The sequence below is a fragment of the Pseudomonas fulva NBRC 16637 = DSM 17717 genome (assembly GCF_000730565.1).
In the GTDB taxonomy this organism is placed as follows: Bacteria; Pseudomonadota; Gammaproteobacteria; order Pseudomonadales; family Pseudomonadaceae; genus Aquipseudomonas; species Aquipseudomonas fulva.
The window spans coordinates 87471-105141 of the sequence record NZ_BBIQ01000007.1 but is presented as its reverse complement, the minus strand read 5'-3'; the positions used below and the strand labels follow the sequence as shown (position 1 = coordinate 105141).

The window sequence follows — 17671 nt, the reverse complement described above, 5'->3', positions numbered from 1 at the left end:
CGTGGCGGGGCACTGGGCTCAGTTGCCCTGGCGATTCGGTTGCACGATGCCGTGGCGCTTGATCTTGCGGTACAGCGTGGACCGCGAGATGCCAGCGGCCTGGGCGGCGGCACTCATGTTCCACTGGTTGCGCCGCAACAGCGCCAGCAGGTGGTCGGCCTCGGCCTCTTCCACCTGCTGCCCAAGGCGCGGCGCTGCGCAGATCGTCCTGCCTGGTTCGACCTGCGCTTGCTGCAACTCGGCGGGCAGGTCGGCCAGCTCGATGCACCCGTCTTCGGCCAGGGCAGCGCCCTGGCGCAGGGCATTGAGCAGTTGGCGAATATTGCCCGGCCAAGGATAGGCCAGCAGCGCGGCGCGTGCTTGGGCCGAGAGGTGCAGCCCCGGCGCCAAACGTGCTAGAACACCCTCGATCACCTGCGCCCGATCACTGCGTTCGCGCAGCGCCGGCAGGGTGATACGCATGCCGCAGAGTCGGTAGTAGAGGTCCTCTCGGAACTGGTGGGTGGCGATCCTGGCAACCAGGTCCTGATGCGTCGCCGATATCACCTGAATATCCAGCCTTACCGGCGTGGTCGCCCCCAGCGCAACCAGCTCCCGTTCCGCCAGTACCCGTAGCAGGCGGGTTTGCAGATCGGCAGGCATGTCGCCTATTTCATCGAGAAACAGCGTGCCGCCATTGGCCTGTTCCAGCTTGCCTTTCATGCCCTTGCGGTCTGCCCCGGTGAAGCTGCCGGCCCGGTAGCCGAATAGCTCGCTTTCGATCAGCGCTTCTGGAATGGCGGCGCAATTGAGCGCCACGAAAGGCCGGGCGCTTCGGGCGCTTGCCTGGTGCAGGGCGCGAGCGAACGCTTCCTTGCCCGTGCCGGTTTCACCGCTGAGCAGCAGCGCGATGTCCTTGTCCAGCACCTTGCGCAGGCGCGTCACGGCGTGCTGAAGCTGGGGGTCGCCGCCTGCCAGTTGGTCGAGTGTCGGATGCGCGTTGGCAGATGCCGCCGGTGCGGCCGGGGCACAAGCGCGATAAGCGCGCGGCACTCGCAGGCCCACCTCAAGGCCCTTGACCTGGCTGGCATCGTACAATTGCGCGCCCCGAGCACCGCCCTGGGTCAGGGCCAGCAGCTGGTCGATATCGGCGCTTAACACATGCTCGATGCGCAGCCCGAGCAGGGCATGGGGGTTGTTGCTGAATGCGGCCCGGTTGGCACCGACGATACGGCCACCCTCGTCGAGTGCCAGCAGTTGCTCGGCTACCAGGTCCGCATCGCCGTCGCAGGGCTTGACCGCGAGGGTCAGGCAGTCGCGGTAACGCTGGCGAAAGTGTGCGTTTTCGATCAGGCGGGCGTACAGCGTCACCAACTGCAGGGTCAGGTGCTGGGCCTGCTTGGGACCATCGTCATACAAGCAGGTCGCGTTCAGGCAACCGAGCAGGTGGTTGTGGCTGTCGAAGATCGGTGAGACCGAGCAACTGAGCCGGGCATTGCTGGCCAGGAAATGTTCCTGACGGTGAATGGTCAGTGCCTGTTGCGAGGCCAGCGCGGTGCCTATCCCGTTCGTGCCGGCGATGGACTCGTCCCAGCGCGCCCCCACCACCAGCCCGGAACCTGTGAAGCGCCCGGTGTCGGCAGGTAGGCGAGCATCAAGCGTGACCCCTGCCGCATCGCTGAGCAAGACGGCGAAACCTGCATCCGCTACCCGCCGGGCCAAACCACTCACGCCTTGGCTGGCGAGGGTCAGGTAGGCTTGGTGTTGGGCTTGCAGCTGGCGGATTTCGGCGGCGCTGAGGATGTTGTCCGTTGGGTGCACGCTCGGGTCCAGGCGGTGCTGGGTGACGCTGCGGTACCAGGATTCGGCGATCACCGTTTCCGGGACCAAGCCGCGGTGGCCGAAGTGACTGTCGACGAAGGCCGCCAGTTCCGAGGCAGGATTATGAGCGGGCATGGGCGCTCCACAGTTATTGTTATCGAAGGTGAAGATAACCATAGCTGATGGCGCGCTACCAGCCCGGGCGCAGGGCAAGCCTTGTCAGTGGATCAGTTCGAGTGCCTCGGCGGTGGTGAGCGGGCGCTTCATGCGTTGCGACAACTGCATCATGGCTGAGGCGTAACCCTTGGCGACCACGGCCTGCACCTGATCCTCCAGGCATTGCAGTGCAATGAAATCACCGCTCTCCGGCGTGCCAACGAAGGTGATGGCGTCCCACTGTCGGGCGTGGCCCAGCACTTCGAACCGCTGCCCATGGTGATAGGTCCAGAAAAACGGCACGTCGGCGTAGCGGCGTTGCTCGCCCAGCATGTTTGCTGCCGCGATGACGCCGTGCTGCTGCGCCAGCCGCCAGTGCTCAATGCGCACCGGTTGGCCGGCGAGGGGGAAGGTGGCCATGTCACCCACAGCCCACAAGCCTTCGGTCACCTGCATTTCACCGTTGACCGGCACGGAAAGGTCATCGGCCAGCGCTACGCCATTGAGAAAAGCCGTGGCCGGAGCTACCCCCGTTCCCAGCAGCACCACCTGGCAGTGCACTCGCTCGCCGCTGCCGAGCATGACCGCTTCGACCTGACCATCGCCTTCGATCGCCGTCACCTGGGTCGGGCCATGGAACGTGACGCCCTTGCGCGCGTGCAAGGCACGGATCGCCCGCCCGATACGCTCGCCCAGTTGCTTGGCCAGCGGAACTTCATGCCGTCCAATCACGTGGACCTTGGCACCGTATTCGCTTAACGCCGAGGCTGCTTCCAGGCCGATGAAACTGTCGCCCACGATCACAACCGGTTTGCCCGGTTCCACGGCATCGAGCAGTTGCGCAGCGTCCGCGCGCGAACGCAAGGTGAAGACCCCAGGCAGGTCGCGCCCCGGGATATCCGGGCGCTGCGCCTTGGCGCCCGTAGCGAGCAAACAGGCGTCATAGTCGATGCGTTGGCCGTCGGCCAGCAGGAGCTGGCGTTTCTGGGCATTGAGTGAACGGACCTTGGCGTGCCGACGCTCCAGTTGACCGATGCGCAGATCATCAGGCTCCAGCAGCATCGGCACCTCATCCGGGGCCATTTGGCCTGCGAGCACGAATTTGCTCAGGGCCGTGCGGTCGTAGGCCGGCTGGCGCTCCTGGTCGATCCACACCAGGCGGCCATTGAAGCCATGGCGGAGCAAGGTGACCACAGCGGCGCTGCCTGCCGCACCGGCTCCCAGCACCACGAAACACCGCGCATCGCTGTGCCGGGGCGGGCGCGCCCTGGGCAAAGGGCGGTCGTCCACCCACACCTGGTCACCCTTGACCCAGGCCTTGTAGCGGCGCAGGTCGGTCAGGGCAGGGGGCTCGCACACGGCGCCCTCGTCCACGGCGAACGCGGCCTTGTGCCAGGGGCAGATCAGCAAGCCGCCGCAGACGCGGCCCTCGTCCAGCGGCGCTCCTGCATGAGGACAGTTACCCTGAAAAGCACGAACCTGATCACCCTGACGCACGATGATCAGCTCTTCGTTACCGGCTTCCACGCGCAAAGGGGTGTGTTCATCGAGGTCGGCCAGCCGGGCCACGGCGTATTCGGTCATGGTGAATTCTCCAAAGGGGGCCTCTGGAACGGTTCGACGCCGATTTACCCGAACGGGCTGCGTCGAGCTGACGACTGGAGTGCTGTACAGGGAACAAGATGATCAGCCTTCCTTGCACGGGTCTGGATGACCCAATGCAAGGAAGCGCTGTTGACGCGACCGTCAGTCGGCTATGGCAGGCGCCGGCAGACGAGTACGGGTGGCGCGCAGGGCCACCAGGCTACCCAGCACGATCAACGCCGCCAGGGCGTAGAGGGCAGCGTCGGTCGAGCCGGTCTGGTCCTTGATGAACCCGACCAGGTAAGGGCTGAGAAAGCCCGCCATCTGGCCCACCGAGTTGATCAGGGCCAGGCCTGCCACGGCCGCACCTGCGCTAAGCAACGCCGTGGGCATCGGCCAGAACATGGGTAGGCCAGTGAGGGCGCCCATGGTGGCGATGGACAGGCCAAGGATGGCGATCGCCGGGGTGGCCGCGAAATTCACGGCCATCAGCAGGCCCACGGCGCCCATCAGCATTGGCACTACCAAGTGCCAGCGGCGCTCGTTGCGAAGGTCCGCCGAGCGCCCGCACAGGATCATGAAGACTCCGGCCAGCAAGTAGGGAATGGCGCTCAGCCAGCCAATGAGCAAGGGGTTGTCGAAGCCCATGTTCTTGATGATCGAGGGCAGCCAGAAGTTGATGGCGTACACACCGCTCTGGATGCAGAAGTAGATGAAGCCGAAGGTCCAGATCAGTGGGTTGGCCAGCACGGCCAGGACGCTGTCGCCGGTGGTAGGCGGCTTGCTGTCGGCATCGGCCTGCAGGTCGGCGGCAATCAGCCGGCGCTGCTCATCGCTCAGCCAGGTCGCCTTCTGATAGCCATCGCTGAGCAGGAACACCGCCAGCACGCCGAGCGCAACGGTTGGCAGCCCTTGAATCAGGAACATCCATTGCCAGCCGGCAAGGCCATGTTGCCCGGCGGCGAAGTGTTCGAGGATCCAGCCGGAAAACGGGCTGCCCAACAGACCCGAGACCGGGATCGCGGACATGAACAACGCCATGATGCGGCCACGTCGCGCACCGGGGAACCAGCGCGAAAGGTACAGCACCACACCCGGGAAGAAGCCTGCCTCGGCGGCGCCTGTGAGCAGGCGCAGGGCATAGAACTCGGTGGGGGTCGTCACGAACAGCAAGCAGGTGGACAAGCTGCCCCAGGCAATCATCATCAAGGCGATCCAGCGCCGTGGGCCGAAGCGGTTGAGCGCCAGGTTGCTGGGAAGGCCGCACAGGACATAGCCGATGAAGAAGATGCCGGCGCCGAGGCCGTAGACGGTTTCGCTGAATTTGAGCGCGTCGAGCATCTGCAGCTTGGCGAAGCCGACATTGACGCGGTCGAGGTAGTTGAACAGGTAGCAGATGAAAATGAACGGAATCAGCCGCAGGGTGATGCGCCGGTACAGCGCATTGCGGGTGGTGTCCGTGCCTTGGTCAGGGGCGGGGCTGTGTGCCATGATCGGGTTCTCTGTTGTTATGGTTGTCACCGCGTCGCCTGTTCCGGCGCTCGCTTGAACGAGTCTCGGGGACGGCGGCGTGGCTGTCTTTGTGCTTTTGCACAAGCCATGGGCCTTGCTGCTGTGCCCGAGCCCAACCGCACGCCCTCAAGGACCGTTGAATGTTCGAACTCGACCACGACCTGGCACAGGATATCGTAGACCGTGCCATGGCGATTCTGCCCTGCAACGTCAACGTCATGGACAGCCACGGCCTGATCCTGGGCAGCGGCGAACCAGAGCGCGTCAACACGCGGCACGAAGGCGCCCAGTTGGTGCTTGCCAATGGCCGCATCGTGGAGCTTGACCAGGAAGCGGCACGCTGCCTCAAGGGCGTGCAGCCGGGGGTGAACCTGCCCCTGATGCTCGACGACCGGCTGATGGGCGTGCTGGGCTTGACGGGTGATCCGCAGCAGGTTCGGGTGTATGCCGAGCTGGTGCGCATGACCGCCGAAATGCTGCTGGCCCAGCGTCACCTGCAGGCTGACCAGCAGTGGCGCAAACAGCGCTGCGACGATTTGCTGGCCCTGCTGCTGGGCGGAACCGGCGACGCCTCGCGGCTGCTGGACGAAGCGCGCCAGTTGGGGCTCAAGCCGCAACTACCGCGCATTCCCTGTCTGTTCGAGCTGGCCAGTGGGCCCGACGCCGAGGCGCTGGCAAGCTGGCTGATGAGCCGTTACCCGGACAGTTGGTGCGTCAGCCCAGCGCGCCACTCGCTGCTGTGGTGTCGCCCGGCAGGCGTGGCGCTGGAGGCTGCACGGCTGGTCGAGCGCATAGAGCGGCACGGTTGGGCAGTTGAGCGCTTGGCCATGGGTACTGCCGCGCAGGGCCTTGAGCAGCTGCGCCGCGGCTACCGGCGTGTGCGCGACCTGCTGGCCTATGGGCGTGAGGTGGTGCCCCAGGAACGGCTGCTGAGCTTGCAGCGCTACCGCCTGCCAGCCTTGCTCTGGCGCCATCGCAACGATGAGGCGCTTGACGAACTGCTCGAGCCGTTGCTGCGCATCCAGGCCCGCGACAGCAGCGGGCAATTGCTGGCCACGCTGCGCGCCTGGTGCGCCCACGATGGTCAGAGCCAGGCCTGTGCCGAGGCGCTGGGTATTCACCGCAACAGCCTGCGTTACAGGCTTGAACGTATCGCCGAGCTGGGCGAGGTGGACCCGATGCGCCTGGAAGGCCTGCTTAGTTTGTACCTGGGGCTGCAATTGCTGCCTACCCGATAGCGCGCACTGGCTGGGCAGGGCCGCCGGGCGCTGGCATCTGCCCAAACAATCTGTCGGGCGGTTTGTGCATTTGACCGACGCCGCCTTGCTGGTCAGCTGTCAGCATGCCGCTACCCGGACAGGAGAATCATCATGAAGATCGTCATCGCGCCTGACTCGTTCAAGGACAGCCTCGAGGCGGCCGACGTGGCGCGCGCCATCGCCGCTGGCCTGGCCAAAGCGTTGCCCGACGCCCAGTTGATCGAGTGCCCCATGGCCGACGGTGGCGAAGGCACGATGCAGGCCATTCTCGCCGCCAGCGACGGCGAGCTGCGCCGGCTTACCGTGCGCGGCCCGTTGGGCACGGCTGTTGAGGCAGGCTGGGGCTGGCTGCCCCAGAGCCGCACCGCAATCATCGAAATGGCCCAGGCCAGTGGCCTGCAACAGGTGCCCACCGGGCAGCGCGACGCTTGCCGCAGTTGCACCTGGGGCACCGGCGAGCTGGTTGCCGCGGCGCTCGACGCTGGCGCGCAGCGCGTGGTGCTGGCGATCGGCGGCAGTGCCACCAACGATGCTGGCAGTGGCATGCTGCGCGCCTTGGGCCTGCGTTTGCTGGATGCAGACGATCAACCACTGGCCGAGGGTGGCCTGGCCCTGGGTGACCTGGCGCGGCTCGATGCCAGCCAGCTGGACCCGCGTCTGGCGCACGTGCAGTTCGAAGTGGCGGCCGATGTCGACAACCCGTTGTGCGGCCCACAAGGCGCATCGGCCATATTCGGGCCGCAGAAGGGTGCCAGCGCGCAGCAGGTTCAGGCCTTGGACCAGGCGCTCGGTCACTTCGCCGACCACTGCGCCCGCTTGCTGGGCCAGGATGTGCGCGATTACCCAGGTTGCGGCGCCGCCGGAGGCATGGGCTTTGCGGCCAAGGCCTTCATGGGTGCCCAGTTCCGAGCCGGTGTGGAAGTGGTGGCCGAACTGGCGGGCCTGCAAGCTCATGTCAGGGACGCGGACCTGGTGGTGACCGGGGAAGGCCGCTTCGATGCCCAGACCCTGCGCGGCAAGACGCCGATGGGGGTGGCCCGGGTCGCCAAGCGTCATGGCGTGCCGGTGATCGTGCTGGCGGGCATGCTCGGCGAGGGCTACCAGCAGCTGTATGCTCATGGCGTAGATGCCGCCTTTGCGCTAGTGGATGGGCCCATGACCTTGGACCAGGCGTGCCGCGACACCGCCCGCTTGCTTCAAGCCCGCGCCTGCGACATCGGTCGGCTGTGGGCCTGCCTCAAGCGCGTCTGAGCCAATAAAGGGCGCAGCTCAGGGTGCCAGCACCGGCAGGGGTGTGCTGGGCAACAGGGCCAGGTCACCGAAGCGTTGCGTCGAATCGATGTAACGCAGCGCGGACTTGGCATCCTTCCAGCCCACGTAGCTCATGAGCGACTTGAGCTCCCAGCCATTGGCGCTGGCCCAGGTGGCAAAGCCGCGACGCAGTGAATGACCGGTATACAGCGCTGCTGGCACTTGGGCGCGGGTCAACATGCGCCGCAGCAGGCCCACCAGGCTGTTGCTGTTGAGCGGTTGGTCACCGAGGTTGCCCCAGCGGTCGAGCTTGCGGAACACGGGGCCGTGGGCGATGCCGGCTACCTGCACCCATTGCAGGTAGGCCGTTACCGGGCACAGTGCCTTGAGGGCAGGGGTGCGATGCTGTACGCCCAGTGCCTCGCGGTCGCCTTTACTGCGCGGCACGAACAGCGTGATACCCACGCCCGCTTCGGCCTGGATGTGTTCGACCCGCAAGCGTGCCAGTTCATCGCCGCGAAAGCCACGCCAGAACCCTATCAGCAGCAATGCCGTGTCGCGCCGGGCGCGGCGCAGGCCGGCCACATCGTGGCTTGCCTGTGCTTGGCGGGCCTCTTGCTCGAAGCAGGTCACGGCCGTTTGCAAATGTTGCAGCAACAAGGGTGCTGCCTGCCTGGGCGGGGTGGGATGAAGCGTGCGGATGCCCCGCAGTACCTGGCGCACCACCGGCGCTTTGGTGGGGTCGGGGAAACCTTGGCTGATGTGCCACTGGCTGAGGGCCGCCAGGCGCTGGCGCAGGGTGCTGACCGCATGCTGCTGGGCGTGGTCGGCCAGGTATCGGGCGATGCTTTCGGCGGTGGCCGGTAGAAAACCGCCCCATTGGGTTTCGAAATGATCCACTGCCGCCTGGTAGCTGCGGCGGGTGTTGTCACGCGTGGCGGCGCGCAGGTAGCGCTCGATATCGGTCATGGTGCGGGCGTCGGCGGGTGGGTGCAGTGGTACCACCTTAACCCCTGAGGCCTGTTGGCACCAAGGGTTAGCCAGGGGCTTGCATTCAGTGCCTGGCTTCAGTGCAACGCGGCGAGGGGCTGCGCCTCACCTCTGAAGGGCGCGTAGTCACGCAGTTGCGCGGCGGACAGGGGCCGACTGAAATGATAGCCTTGGGCAACATCGCACCCCGCCAGGCGCAAGCACACGACCTGCTCGCGGGTCTCCACGCCCTCGGCCACCACCACCAGCCCCAGGCGCTTGGCCAGGATGATGGTGGAGGCCACGATGGGGCTGTCGTCCGGACTGTTGGAGAGCGAGGCGATCAGGGATCGATCAATCTTCAGCTTGCTCAGGGGCAGTGCATGCAGATGGGCAAAGCCTGCATAGCCCCGGCCGAAGTCGTCCAGGCTGATCCCGATGCCTGCCTGGCGCAGGCGATGCAAATGCTCGATTGCCGGGCCCTCTGGGTCGAGGATGGTGGTTTCGGTGATCTCCAGTTCCAGGTGCTCGGGCGCAATGCCGTGGTCGCTCAGGTGACTGAGCAGACGCGCGGCGAAGTCAGGCTGAAGCAGCTGCAGGGCAGATACGTTGACGGCCAGACGGACCAGTCGACCTTCCATCTGCCAGGCCGACAAGGCCTCGCAGGCAAGGCGCAGCACTTCCCAGCCCAGCTCGACGATAAAGCCGCTGCGTTCGGCCAGGGCGATGAAACGGTCGGGGTAGAGCAGGCCGAACTCCGGATGCTGCCAACGCACAAGCGCTTCATAGCCTGCGACCTGGTGGTCATCGAGATCGATCTGCGCTTGGTAATGCAGGACGAATTGCCTGCCTGCCAGTGCCGTGCCAAAAGCTTGCTCCAGGGTAAATGCCTGGATGTCGGCCACGTTCAGGGAGGGGTCGAAGTAGCGGTACTGCGCGCGGCCTGCCTGTTTGGCCGAATACATGGCCGCGTCGGCGCTGCGCACCAGGCTGTCGATGTCCTGGCCATCGCGCGGGCAGATACTGACCCCGATACTAGGACTGGTATTGACCTCCTGGCCATCCAGGGCATAGGTGGCCGACAGCCTGCGCACGAGTTCGCGTACCCAGGCATCGATCTGCTCCTCGCTGCGCTCGCCTGCGAGCAGCACGACAAACTCATCGCCACCAAAGCGCGAGGCTTCATCGCCGGGTTCGAGCAAGCGCTGGATGCGGCCGGCCACGGCCTGCAACAGCAGGTCACCGACCTTGTGGCCTAGCGAATCGTTGATGGACTTGAAGCGGTCCATGTCGATGAAAAGGATGGCCATCAGTTGCCGCCTGCCACGCTGATGGATCAGCGCAGCACCTGCCACTTCGACGAATTGACGACGGTTGTGCAGGCCGCTGAGATGATCGGTGGCGGCGGCATGGCTGCTGCGCCGGTGTGCATCCTCCAGGCGCCCGATCAGCTGCTGGTTGATGTGCTGGGCTTGCTCCAGCGCCGTGAAGGCGTCCTGACGCTTGCGCAGCAGGCGCAGGGTCCAAGCCAGGCTGGCCAGGATCATCAGCGTCATGCCAAGGGTCAGCCAGAACTGCCGGGCATAGGCCGCGTCGACGGCCCCGGTGATCTCGTTCTCGCGCTGGCCGATGATGAGGGTAAAGCCATGCTCGGGCCGGCGCCTGAAGACGCTCTGGTAAGCGTCACCCTCCAAATACTGGGTCAGCGCGCCCGCAGGGGGGCCATCGATTGGCAGTGGCGGCTGTAAGGCAGCAGTGATCGGCACCAAGCCGCGATTGCCGATGCGCAGGCTTTCCGTGCCGTCGGCCTGCCACACACTCACGCGGGTCGAGTCGCCCAACTCCACCTCTTGCAGCAATTGCGTCAAGGGCTGGGCGGCGAGGTGCACTGCAACCAACGTGCTGCATGCTTTGGACTGCTCAGGTGAGGGCATGAGGAACGGGGAGGCGGTCGCACACGCTGCGCCGTCGGTAGCTGCTTGGGCACGGTCGAGCAATTGGCTGACGCTCTCGGCAAGCAGGTTGGCCAGCCGCTGATGTTCGCTGCCACGGTTGATCAGGGCGTCCTGCCGAGCAGTGGATTTCTGCGCAACATGCACCCCCCACAGAAAGGCCAACGAGGCAGCGCACAGCAGCAGGATCAGCAGCCTGAGCAGGCTCGCCGACGAGAGTGAACGTCGTGTCAATTGCAGTGTTTCCCGGCCTTGGGTGAGGCCCGGACACTACGACAGCAACATGACAGGACCATGACTAATGGCAAATAGCCTGTAGCGATGCCTGCACGAAGGATGACAGCCGCGGGTCAAGTCGGGTATACCTTGCCGCTACCAAGGGGAGCCCGATAACGGGCTGAGAAACCGCTGAGCCTGGTGCAGCGCGGTGACCCTTCGAACCTGATCCGGATAATGCCGGCGAAGGGATGGGGTGCAATTCCACCTGCCTTTCTGCCGGTCTCAAGGCGAGACCCCATTCATGACGATTGTCCAGGTCTCGCTGCCACCTCCACCAAGGACAGCGCCATGACCGAAGGTTTCACCCAGACCCTGCGCCGCCAGAGCGAGGCGACATGGGCCGCCGCCACGGGCCATCGTTTCGTGACTCAACTGTGTGACGGCAGCCTGCCTGACCCGATCATGATCGACTACTTGGTCCAGGATCATCGCTTTCTGGACAGCTTCCTGATGCTGCTGGGCGCCGCCATTGCCAGTGCCGACACCTTCGAGGCGCGCCTGCGCTTGGGGCGATTCGCGGGCATGATCAGCAGCGAGGAGAACACCTACTTTCTGCGGGCGTTCCAGGCGCTGGGTGTCAGCCCGGCGCAGCGTGAAGCGCCGATGGACACGGTGCCCACGGCGGCCTTCAAGGCCATCATGCGCGAAGCGGCCGCCACCCGCTCGTATGCCGCAGCGCTGGCAGTGCTGAACGTCGCCGAAGGCCTTTACCTGGACTGGGCGCTGCGCGCGCCCAAGCCCCTGCCGCCGCGCTTCATCCACGCCGAATGGATTACCCTGCACGACAATGCGGATTTCCAGGCTTTCGTGGCGTTCCTGCACGCCGAACTGGATCGCGTCGGCCCTCAGCAGGCCGCCGTGGCGCAAGACTTTCACCAGCGCACCGTGGCGTTGGAGCTGGCCTTCTTCGACGCCATCTACCCGGAGGCTCAATGAACATGGACATTTTCGATCGGCTCAAGCAGGCCGCTGCACCGCAGTGGCACAGTTACGTGGACCATGCATTCGTGCAGCAGATGGGCGATGGTACGTTGAGTGAAGCCGCGTTTCGGGCCTATCTGGTGCAGGACTATCTCTTCCTCATTCAGTTTGCCCGCGCCTGGGCGCTGGCGGCTTACAAAAGCAGGCGGCCTGCCGATATCCGTGCCGCTCAGGCGGGGCTCGCAGCGATTCTCGACGAAACCGACTTGCACGTGCGTTTGTGCGCACGCTGGGGCCTGAGCCAGGCTGACATCGAGGCCGCCCCCGAGCATCCGGCCACCGTGGCCTACACGCGGTATGTACTGGACTGCGGTGCTGCTGGCGACTTGCTGGAGCTGCACGTGGCGCTGGCGCCCTGTGTAATCGGCTACGCCGAGATCGGGCAGTCCCTGGCCGCACGTATCGGCAACCTGGCCGAGCACCCCTATCGCGAGTGGATCGGCGAATACGCCGGTGCCGGCTACCAGGCCGTCGCAGCAGCTGCACGCACCCATCTGGATTCATTGGCGGCCCGCAGCATGACGGATCAGCGGTTTGCCGAACTGGCCGCGATCTTTGGCCAAGCTTCGCGGCTCGAGGCCGATTTCTGGCAGATGGGTCTGGACATGGCGTGACGGGGCAGCCCCATGCCTGGATCGCCACTGGCTCCGTGCGCCATTGGCTGGCAAGCTGTGGTGCACAAGGGCTGGGTGCGGATGAACGCCGCGACTGGCCCGCAGCGCTCGAATACGATCCAGGACGAGGAAGGACAGCATGAACATCATCAATGCACGGCTGCGTGGCAAACCTGGCCTGTTTCGCATCGAGCTGGCGGGCCAGCGTATTGGCGCGATCACCGCGCAGGACGCGGGCGTGCTGCCCGTGGCCGGCGCTGACCTGGATGCCGGCCAGAACCTGGTGGTACCACCCTTCGTCGAGCCCCACATCCACCTCGACGCGACCCTGACGGCCGGGCAGCCTGAATGGAACATGAGTGGCACGTTGTTCGAGGGGATCGAGCGCTGGGCCCAGCGCAAGCAGAGCACCACCCATGAAGACATCAAGACCCGGGCCAAGACCACCCTGGACATGCTGGTTGATCATGGGATCCAGCATGTGCGCACGCATGTGGACGTTACCGAGCCCGGCCTGGTGGCACTCAAGGCCATGGTCGAGGTCCGCGATGAAGTGCGTGATCACGTTGACCTTCAGATCGTTGCCTTTCCTCAGGAGGGTATTGAATCCTACCCTGATGGCCGCGCATTGATGACCGAGGCGGTGGCCATCGGCGCCGATGTGGTTGGCGGCATTCCCCATTTCGAGAACACCCGTGAGCAGGGTGTGTCGTCGATCCAGTTCCTGATGGATTTGGCAGAACGCACCGGCTGCCTGGTGGACGTGCACTGCGACGAGACCGACGACCCGCAGTCGCGATTCCTGGAGGTACTGGCCGAACATGCTCGGGTCCGGCAGATGGGGGCGAGGGTGACTGCCAGCCACACCGTGGCCATGGGTTCGTACGACAATGCCTACTGCTCGAAGCTGTTTCGGCTGCTGAGGCTGTCAGGCATCAACTTCGTGTCATGCCCCACGGAGAGTATTCATCTGCAGGGGCGCTTTGACACCTATCCGAAGCGTCGCGGGGTCACCCGCGTAGCCGAACTCGACCGCGCGGGCATGAACGTGTGCTTCGGCCAAGACTCGATCGTCGATCCGTGGTACCCCTTGGGTAACGGCAATATCCTGCGGGTACTGGAGGCGGGCCTGCACATTTGCCACATGCTGGGCTATCAGGACCTGCAGCGCTGCCTGGACCTGATCACCGACAACAGTGCGCGCGCCTTGAACCTGGGTGAGGGCTATGGCATCGAGACCGGTCGCCCTGCGAACCTGCTGCTGCTCTCGGCCCCGGACGACTACGAGATGGTGCGCAGCCAGGGCCACGCGCTGGTGTCGGTGCGCAATGGAAAGGTACTGATGCGGCGCCGGCCTTCGCAGGTACAGCGCGAATTTTGAACCCGGCGCTTTCAGGCGCCGATGGCCGCCAGCACACAATCGGCGATCTGCGCATCCTGGATGGCGACGCCGGTCAGGTCGGCCAACGTGATCTGGTCATCAGACTCCCGGCCATGGGCTCGGCTTGCCAGCAGCGTTCCAAGTTCGACCAGTTGGCTAGCTGTGATCAGGCCTTTTGCGATCGCCTGGGACACTTCGCCGTACTGGGTGCACTGAGTGACGGAGTCGACGACCACGCGGTCGGCCCTGGCGACCAGCGCAGGGTCCAGCTCTTGCTTGCCAGGCCCGTCCGCACCTACAGCGGTAATGTGAGTGCCTGGTTGTATCCAGTGCGCCTGCAACAGCGGCTGGCGCGAAGGGGTGGTGCAAACGATGAGGTTGGCAAGGCCGGCCAGTTCTGCGGCATCCAGTGTACTGCGCACGGTAAAGCCAAGTCCTCGCGCCATCGCGATGTAAGCGCCTAGTGCCTCGGCGTGACGCCCCCAGACGATCACCTGGCGGCAGTCGGTGACGCTGCGCAACTGCGCCAATTGCATCCTGGCCTGCATGCCTGTGCCCAGTATGCCGATGGCCTTGACCTGAGACGGTGCGAGCAGCCGTGCCGCGATCCGCCCCGCCAGTGCTGTGCGCATCGCCGTGAGCCAGCCTTGATCCTGGAGCAGGGCCAGCGGCTGGCCGGTGTGGGCCGAAAAGACCATCATCAGCCCGTCGTTGCTCGGCAAGCCGTTGGACGGGTTGTCGTAAAAGCCGGTGGACACTTTGACAGTGAACGTGGGGCTGCCGGCTTTGTAGGCTGACTTGATGCAGCAATCCCCGTTGGTTTCGGCGAAGGTGAATGCTTGCACGGGCGGTACCTGGACGTTGCCAGCGGAATAGGCGATAAAACCCTCTTCGATGGCCCTCAGTGCTCGCTCGGTGTCCAGGCTCGCCAGGATCTGGGGCTTGGCGATCAGCTTCATTTCACGGCCTCGAGGAAGGTATCCAGGGCGATGTTACGCCCACACAGCACCACGGCCACACGCTTGCCCTGGTATCGGTGCGCGCATTTTTTCATGGCGGCCACGGCGACAGCTGCCGCGCCTTCGATGATCCAGCGCTCGCTACTGGCGATGTCGCGCATGGCGGCGCGTATTTGCGCTTCGCTGACCAATACGGTGTCGGTGAGCAAGGCCTTGCACAGGGGCAGGGTGATGGCGCCGGGCTCGACACCGCCCGCCGTGCCGTCGGACAGCGTGGCGCTGGCAGGGACCTCGACGATCTTGCCGGCCTTGAGCGACTGCTCGAGGGCTGGATCATTCTCGGGCCAGCAGCCGATGATATCGACACCCGGTGCCAGGGTACGCAGGGCAGCGCCGATGCCGGCGATCATGCCGCCACCCCCCACCGCGACGAATACGGCGTCCAGGTCCGGCGCCTGCTCGAACAGCTCCATACCGATGGTGCCCTGGCCGGCGATCACCTGCAGATCGTTATAGGGCGATACGAAAGGCACACCCTTGGCCTGGGCTTGCCTGGCCGCTTCCAGTTCCGCGCTCAAGGGGTCGGTCGGCAGGCAGATCACTTCAGCGCCGAGGTTGCGCATGGCTTCGACTTTATAGGTGGACGCCGTCGTGGTGGTGTAGAGGGTCACCGGAACCCCGGCGGTCTTGCCGGCCAGGGCCAGCGCCTGGCCGTGGTTGCCGGACGAGGCGGCGATGACGCCGTGTTCACGTGCACTTTCTGGCAAAAGCCTGACTTTATTGCTGGCCCCGCGAAACTTGAAGGAACCTGTGGGTTGCAGGTGTTCGCACTTGAGCCATACGTCCACGCCAGTCGTTGCCGATAGAGGCTGGCTGCGCGTCAGCGGGGTTGTGCTCACGGCTGGCCGCAATGCGGCATGAGCATGCTTGATTGCCTCGAACAGAGCATCGAGGTCAGTTTCGCAAACGGTTGGCGTTGCAGGGTTGGACATGAGTTCCAGGCTCCGTATGGAATTTCCGTCTACGGTAGACCTGTTGTCTATATTCTTGCAAACACTTCTTTTAGCGCGGAGCAGGCCTCGGCATCGAATCCGTCATGCCTTGAGCGCCTTCAGGTATTTGTAAACCGTCGCACGTCCCATGTTCAGCACATTGGCCACATAGTCCACGCCAGTTCGGCCTTCGAATGCGCCTTCGGCGTGCAAAGCCTGAACAAGACTGCGCTTGTCCTTCATCTGCAGTGTCTGCAGAGACAACGTGCGCGCCTTGAGCCAGGCATGCATGAAGGTATTGATGCGCTCCTGCCAGTCATCACGAAACAGCGCCTGGGGCTGCTCGACCAAGCGCCCCATCTGAAAGAACGCTTCCAACGCTTGGCGGGCGTTTTCAAGCACCGACAGGTCCAGGTTGATGCACAGCAAGTGCCGCGCGTCACCTTGCTCATCACGCAAGACCGTACTGATGGAGCGGACCTTCTGACCGTTCCAGTTCAACTTTTCATAAGGGCCCAGCTTGGCACCGCCGAGCAGGTCGCCCAGATCCTCGGCGATCGCCGAGTCATCACCCAGGCTTCGCTTGGAGATGTTGTTGGCGATATGCACCACCGTCTGGGTCTGCAGGTCATGGACGACGACTTCAGCGTGTGGATATAGCAGCAGGGCGATGCTTTCGGCGATGGCCTGGTAGTTCTCGAGCGACATGCGGGACCACTGTGCATTTTCAGGAAGCGCTTATGGTGGCCCTGGGAGCTCGCTCGCACAAGGCGCCGTATGGCACGCGAGCACAGGGTGTACGCCAACCTGCGCTGATTACGCTCAAGATGGGCTGAAAATCGGTATCACATTCGATAAGCCGTGATTATTCCCTGTTAGCTAGGTCTTGTGTTTGAGGCTAATAACTAACAAAATCAGTATGTAATTACATAGTACATACAACATTACAAAATCGTAGGAGCGCGCATGGCACGTGGCGGGATCAACAAGGTGGTTGTGCAACAGGCCAGGCAGGCACTGATCGCAAGGGGGGAGAACCCCAGTATCGATGCCATCCGCATCGAGCTAGGCAACACGGGCTCGAAAACCACCATTCACCGCTACCTCAAGGAGCTCAACGGTCAGCAACCAATGCCCTCCGAGGGCGGCGCGCCAATCAGCGAGGTGCTAAGCCGCCTGGTAGGGCAGTTGGCGACGCAGCTGCAAGATGAAGCGGACTTGGTGATCGAGCGCGCTGAAAGCGTGTTCACCGAGCAGCGTGAAGCGCTCGAAGTGGCCTTGGCGACAGCCCAGCAAGCGCTTGCAGCGGGGGAACAACAGCACGAAATCGATGCAGCCGCCTTGCGCGAGGAATCGGAGAAACTCAGCAGCACCCTCAGTACGTTGCAGGCTGAGCAGCTGCGCAGCGCCAGCCTCAACCAGTCCTTGGGGGAACTGCAGGTGCGCCTTGCAGATAAGGATGAGCAGGTCAAATCCCTGGAAGACAAGCACCGGCACGCCCGCGATGCGCTTGAGCACTACCGCACGGCAAGCCGCGAGCAGCGCGAGCACGAGCAGCGTCGTCACGAGGCTCAACTGCAGCAGATGCAGGTCGAGGTACGGCAGTTACAGCAGGCCATGATCGTCAAGCAAGACGAGCTCACTCGCTTGCACCGTGATAACGAGCGCCTGCTGGGCGAGAACCGCCAGGCGAGCAACGAACGGCGGGCTCAGGAGCAGCTGCTTGAGCAGCGCGACGCCCAGATCCAAGGCTTGCGCACGATGCTGGCGCAGGCCCAGGGGGGTAGCGACGAGCTGCGCCGCCAACTGGATGTGCAGGCCAGAGTGCTGGAGGACAGTAGGGCGTCGTGTCGGGACCAGGCGCTCAAGCTTGAAGCGCTGGAGCGGGCGTTGGCCGAGAACCAAGCGTCGCTGCGCCTGTGTCAAGACCAGCTACGGGATGGCGAAGATAAATAAAACTTTCTGGCGCACCGGCTTTCTTC

At 64.3% G+C, this 17671-nt stretch carries 14 protein-coding genes and 1 riboswitch; of the genes, 6 read left to right on the top strand and 8 right to left on the bottom strand.

From position 1 onward, the window contains the following. Positions 1–18: 18 nt before the first annotated feature. The 3 genes from PFU01S_RS09575 to PFU01S_RS09565 all read right to left on the bottom strand — a co-directional run bounded on the left by PFU01S_RS09575 (position 19) and on the right by PFU01S_RS09565 (position 5031). Positions 19–1935 carry a sigma-54-dependent Fis family transcriptional regulator gene (locus tag PFU01S_RS09575; RefSeq protein WP_028687507.1) on the bottom strand — a complete coding sequence of 639 codons (1917 nt, stop codon included), beginning with the start codon at positions 1933–1935 and terminating at the stop codon, positions 19–21. An 84-nt stretch (positions 1936–2019) separates the two neighbouring features. Then, on the bottom strand, positions 2020–3540 hold the full coding sequence (locus PFU01S_RS09570; RefSeq protein WP_028687508.1) for an FAD-dependent oxidoreductase: 1521 nt from the start codon (positions 3538–3540) through the stop codon (positions 2020–2022). Between the two features lie 162 nt (positions 3541–3702). Beyond that, the gene (locus PFU01S_RS09565) at positions 3703–5031 is read right to left on the bottom strand and encodes an MFS transporter (protein ID WP_027915625.1); all 1329 of its coding nucleotides are present in this window, start codon (positions 5029–5031) and stop codon (positions 3703–3705) included. Between the two features lie 161 nt (positions 5032–5192). On the opposite strand from PFU01S_RS09565, the gene PFU01S_RS09560 reads away from it, so the two are divergent. Beyond that, a complete protein-coding gene (locus PFU01S_RS09560; protein ID WP_028687509.1) occupies positions 5193–6290 on the top strand; it encodes a sugar diacid recognition domain-containing protein in 1098 nt (365 codons plus the stop codon). 132 nt (positions 6291–6422) lie between these two features. Next, a complete protein-coding gene (locus tag PFU01S_RS09555) occupies positions 6423–7562 on the top strand; it encodes a glycerate kinase (protein WP_028687510.1) in 1140 nt (379 codons plus the stop codon). An 18-nt stretch (positions 7563–7580) separates the two neighbouring features. Here the strand turns inward: PFU01S_RS09555 and PFU01S_RS09550 are convergent, their stop codons facing one another. Together PFU01S_RS09550 and PFU01S_RS09545 are read right to left on the bottom strand one after the other, a co-directional pair. Then, complete coding sequence (locus tag PFU01S_RS09550) at positions 7581–8567, bottom strand: site-specific integrase (RefSeq protein WP_132578993.1); 987 nt, start codon at positions 8565–8567, stop codon at positions 7581–7583. 62 nt (positions 8568–8629) lie between these two features. Beyond that, entirely contained in the window at positions 8630–10717 is a 2088-nt protein-coding gene (locus tag PFU01S_RS09545) for a putative bifunctional diguanylate cyclase/phosphodiesterase (protein WP_028687511.1), read from the bottom strand. Positions 10718–10851: 134 nt separating this feature from the next. Continuing rightward, positions 10852–10968: riboswitch (TPP riboswitch) on the top strand. 82 nt (positions 10969–11050) lie between these two features. Here PFU01S_RS09545 and PFU01S_RS09540 point away from each other — a divergent pair. From PFU01S_RS09540 to codA, 3 genes are all read left to right on the top strand, one after another. Then, complete coding sequence (locus PFU01S_RS09540; protein WP_027915620.1) at positions 11051–11698, top strand: TenA family protein; 648 nt, start codon at positions 11051–11053, stop codon at positions 11696–11698. Then, the gene (gene tenA / locus PFU01S_RS09535; RefSeq protein WP_028687512.1) at positions 11695–12357 is read left to right on the top strand and encodes a thiaminase II; all 663 of its coding nucleotides are present in this window, start codon (positions 11695–11697) and stop codon (positions 12355–12357) included. Before PFU01S_RS09540 ends, tenA begins: the two co-directional genes overlap by 4 nt. A 139-nt stretch (positions 12358–12496) precedes the next feature. Next, positions 12497–13738 carry a cytosine deaminase gene (codA, locus tag PFU01S_RS09530; RefSeq protein WP_028687513.1) on the top strand — a complete coding sequence of 414 codons (1242 nt, stop codon included), beginning with the start codon at positions 12497–12499 and terminating at the stop codon, positions 13736–13738. An 11-nt stretch (positions 13739–13749) separates the two neighbouring features. On the opposite strand, the gene PFU01S_RS09525 is transcribed toward codA, so the two are convergent. The 3 genes from PFU01S_RS09525 to PFU01S_RS09515 all read right to left on the bottom strand — a co-directional run bounded on the left by PFU01S_RS09525 (position 13750) and on the right by PFU01S_RS09515 (position 16397). Continuing rightward, positions 13750–14697 (bottom strand): ornithine cyclodeaminase family protein, encoded by a 948-nt coding sequence (locus PFU01S_RS09525; protein WP_028687514.1) that lies wholly within the window; start codon positions 14695–14697, stop codon positions 13750–13752. Beyond that, on the bottom strand, positions 14694–15689 hold the full coding sequence (locus tag PFU01S_RS09520; protein ID WP_033695114.1) for a threonine/serine dehydratase: 996 nt from the start codon (positions 15687–15689) through the stop codon (positions 14694–14696). Before PFU01S_RS09520 ends, PFU01S_RS09525 begins: the two co-directional genes overlap by 4 nt. 102 nt (positions 15690–15791) lie before the next feature. Beyond that, the gene (locus PFU01S_RS09515; protein ID WP_028687516.1) at positions 15792–16397 is read right to left on the bottom strand and encodes a helix-turn-helix transcriptional regulator; all 606 of its coding nucleotides are present in this window, start codon (positions 16395–16397) and stop codon (positions 15792–15794) included. Between the two features lie 258 nt (positions 16398–16655). Here PFU01S_RS09515 and PFU01S_RS09510 point away from each other — a divergent pair, with 258 nt between their 5' ends. After that, positions 16656–17645, top strand: a complete 990-nt coding sequence (locus PFU01S_RS09510) for a DNA-binding protein (RefSeq protein ID WP_028687517.1) — start codon at positions 16656–16658, stop codon at positions 17643–17645. Positions 17646–17671: the final 26 nt, after the last annotated feature.

Excerpts from the sequence above, each read along its gene's own strand:
- PFU01S_RS09575 (WP_028687507.1), bottom strand. The coding sequence starts at position 1,935 with ATGCCCGCTCATAATCCTGCCTCGGAACTGGCGGCCTTCGTCGACAGT.
- PFU01S_RS09570 (WP_028687508.1), bottom strand. The coding sequence starts at position 3,540 with ATGACCGAATACGCCGTGGCCCGGCTGGCCGACCTCGATGAACACACC.
- PFU01S_RS09565 (WP_027915625.1), bottom strand. The coding sequence starts at position 5,031 with ATGGCACACAGCCCCGCCCCTGACCAAGGCACGGACACCACCCGCAAT.
- PFU01S_RS09560 (WP_028687509.1), top strand. The coding sequence starts at position 5,193 with ATGTTCGAACTCGACCACGACCTGGCACAGGATATCGTAGACCGTGCC.
- PFU01S_RS09555 (WP_028687510.1), top strand. The coding sequence starts at position 6,423 with ATGAAGATCGTCATCGCGCCTGACTCGTTCAAGGACAGCCTCGAGGCG.
- PFU01S_RS09540 (WP_027915620.1), top strand. The coding sequence starts at position 11,051 with ATGACCGAAGGTTTCACCCAGACCCTGCGCCGCCAGAGCGAGGCGACA.
- tenA (WP_028687512.1), top strand. The coding sequence starts at position 11,695 with ATGAACATGGACATTTTCGATCGGCTCAAGCAGGCCGCTGCACCGCAG.
- codA (WP_028687513.1), top strand. The coding sequence starts at position 12,497 with ATGAACATCATCAATGCACGGCTGCGTGGCAAACCTGGCCTGTTTCGC.
- PFU01S_RS09525 (WP_028687514.1), bottom strand. The coding sequence starts at position 14,697 with ATGAAGCTGATCGCCAAGCCCCAGATCCTGGCGAGCCTGGACACCGAG.
- PFU01S_RS09520 (WP_033695114.1), bottom strand. The coding sequence starts at position 15,689 with ATGTCCAACCCTGCAACGCCAACCGTTTGCGAAACTGACCTCGATGCT.
- PFU01S_RS09515 (WP_028687516.1), bottom strand. The coding sequence starts at position 16,397 with ATGTCGCTCGAGAACTACCAGGCCATCGCCGAAAGCATCGCCCTGCTG.
- PFU01S_RS09510 (WP_028687517.1), top strand. The coding sequence starts at position 16,656 with ATGGCACGTGGCGGGATCAACAAGGTGGTTGTGCAACAGGCCAGGCAG.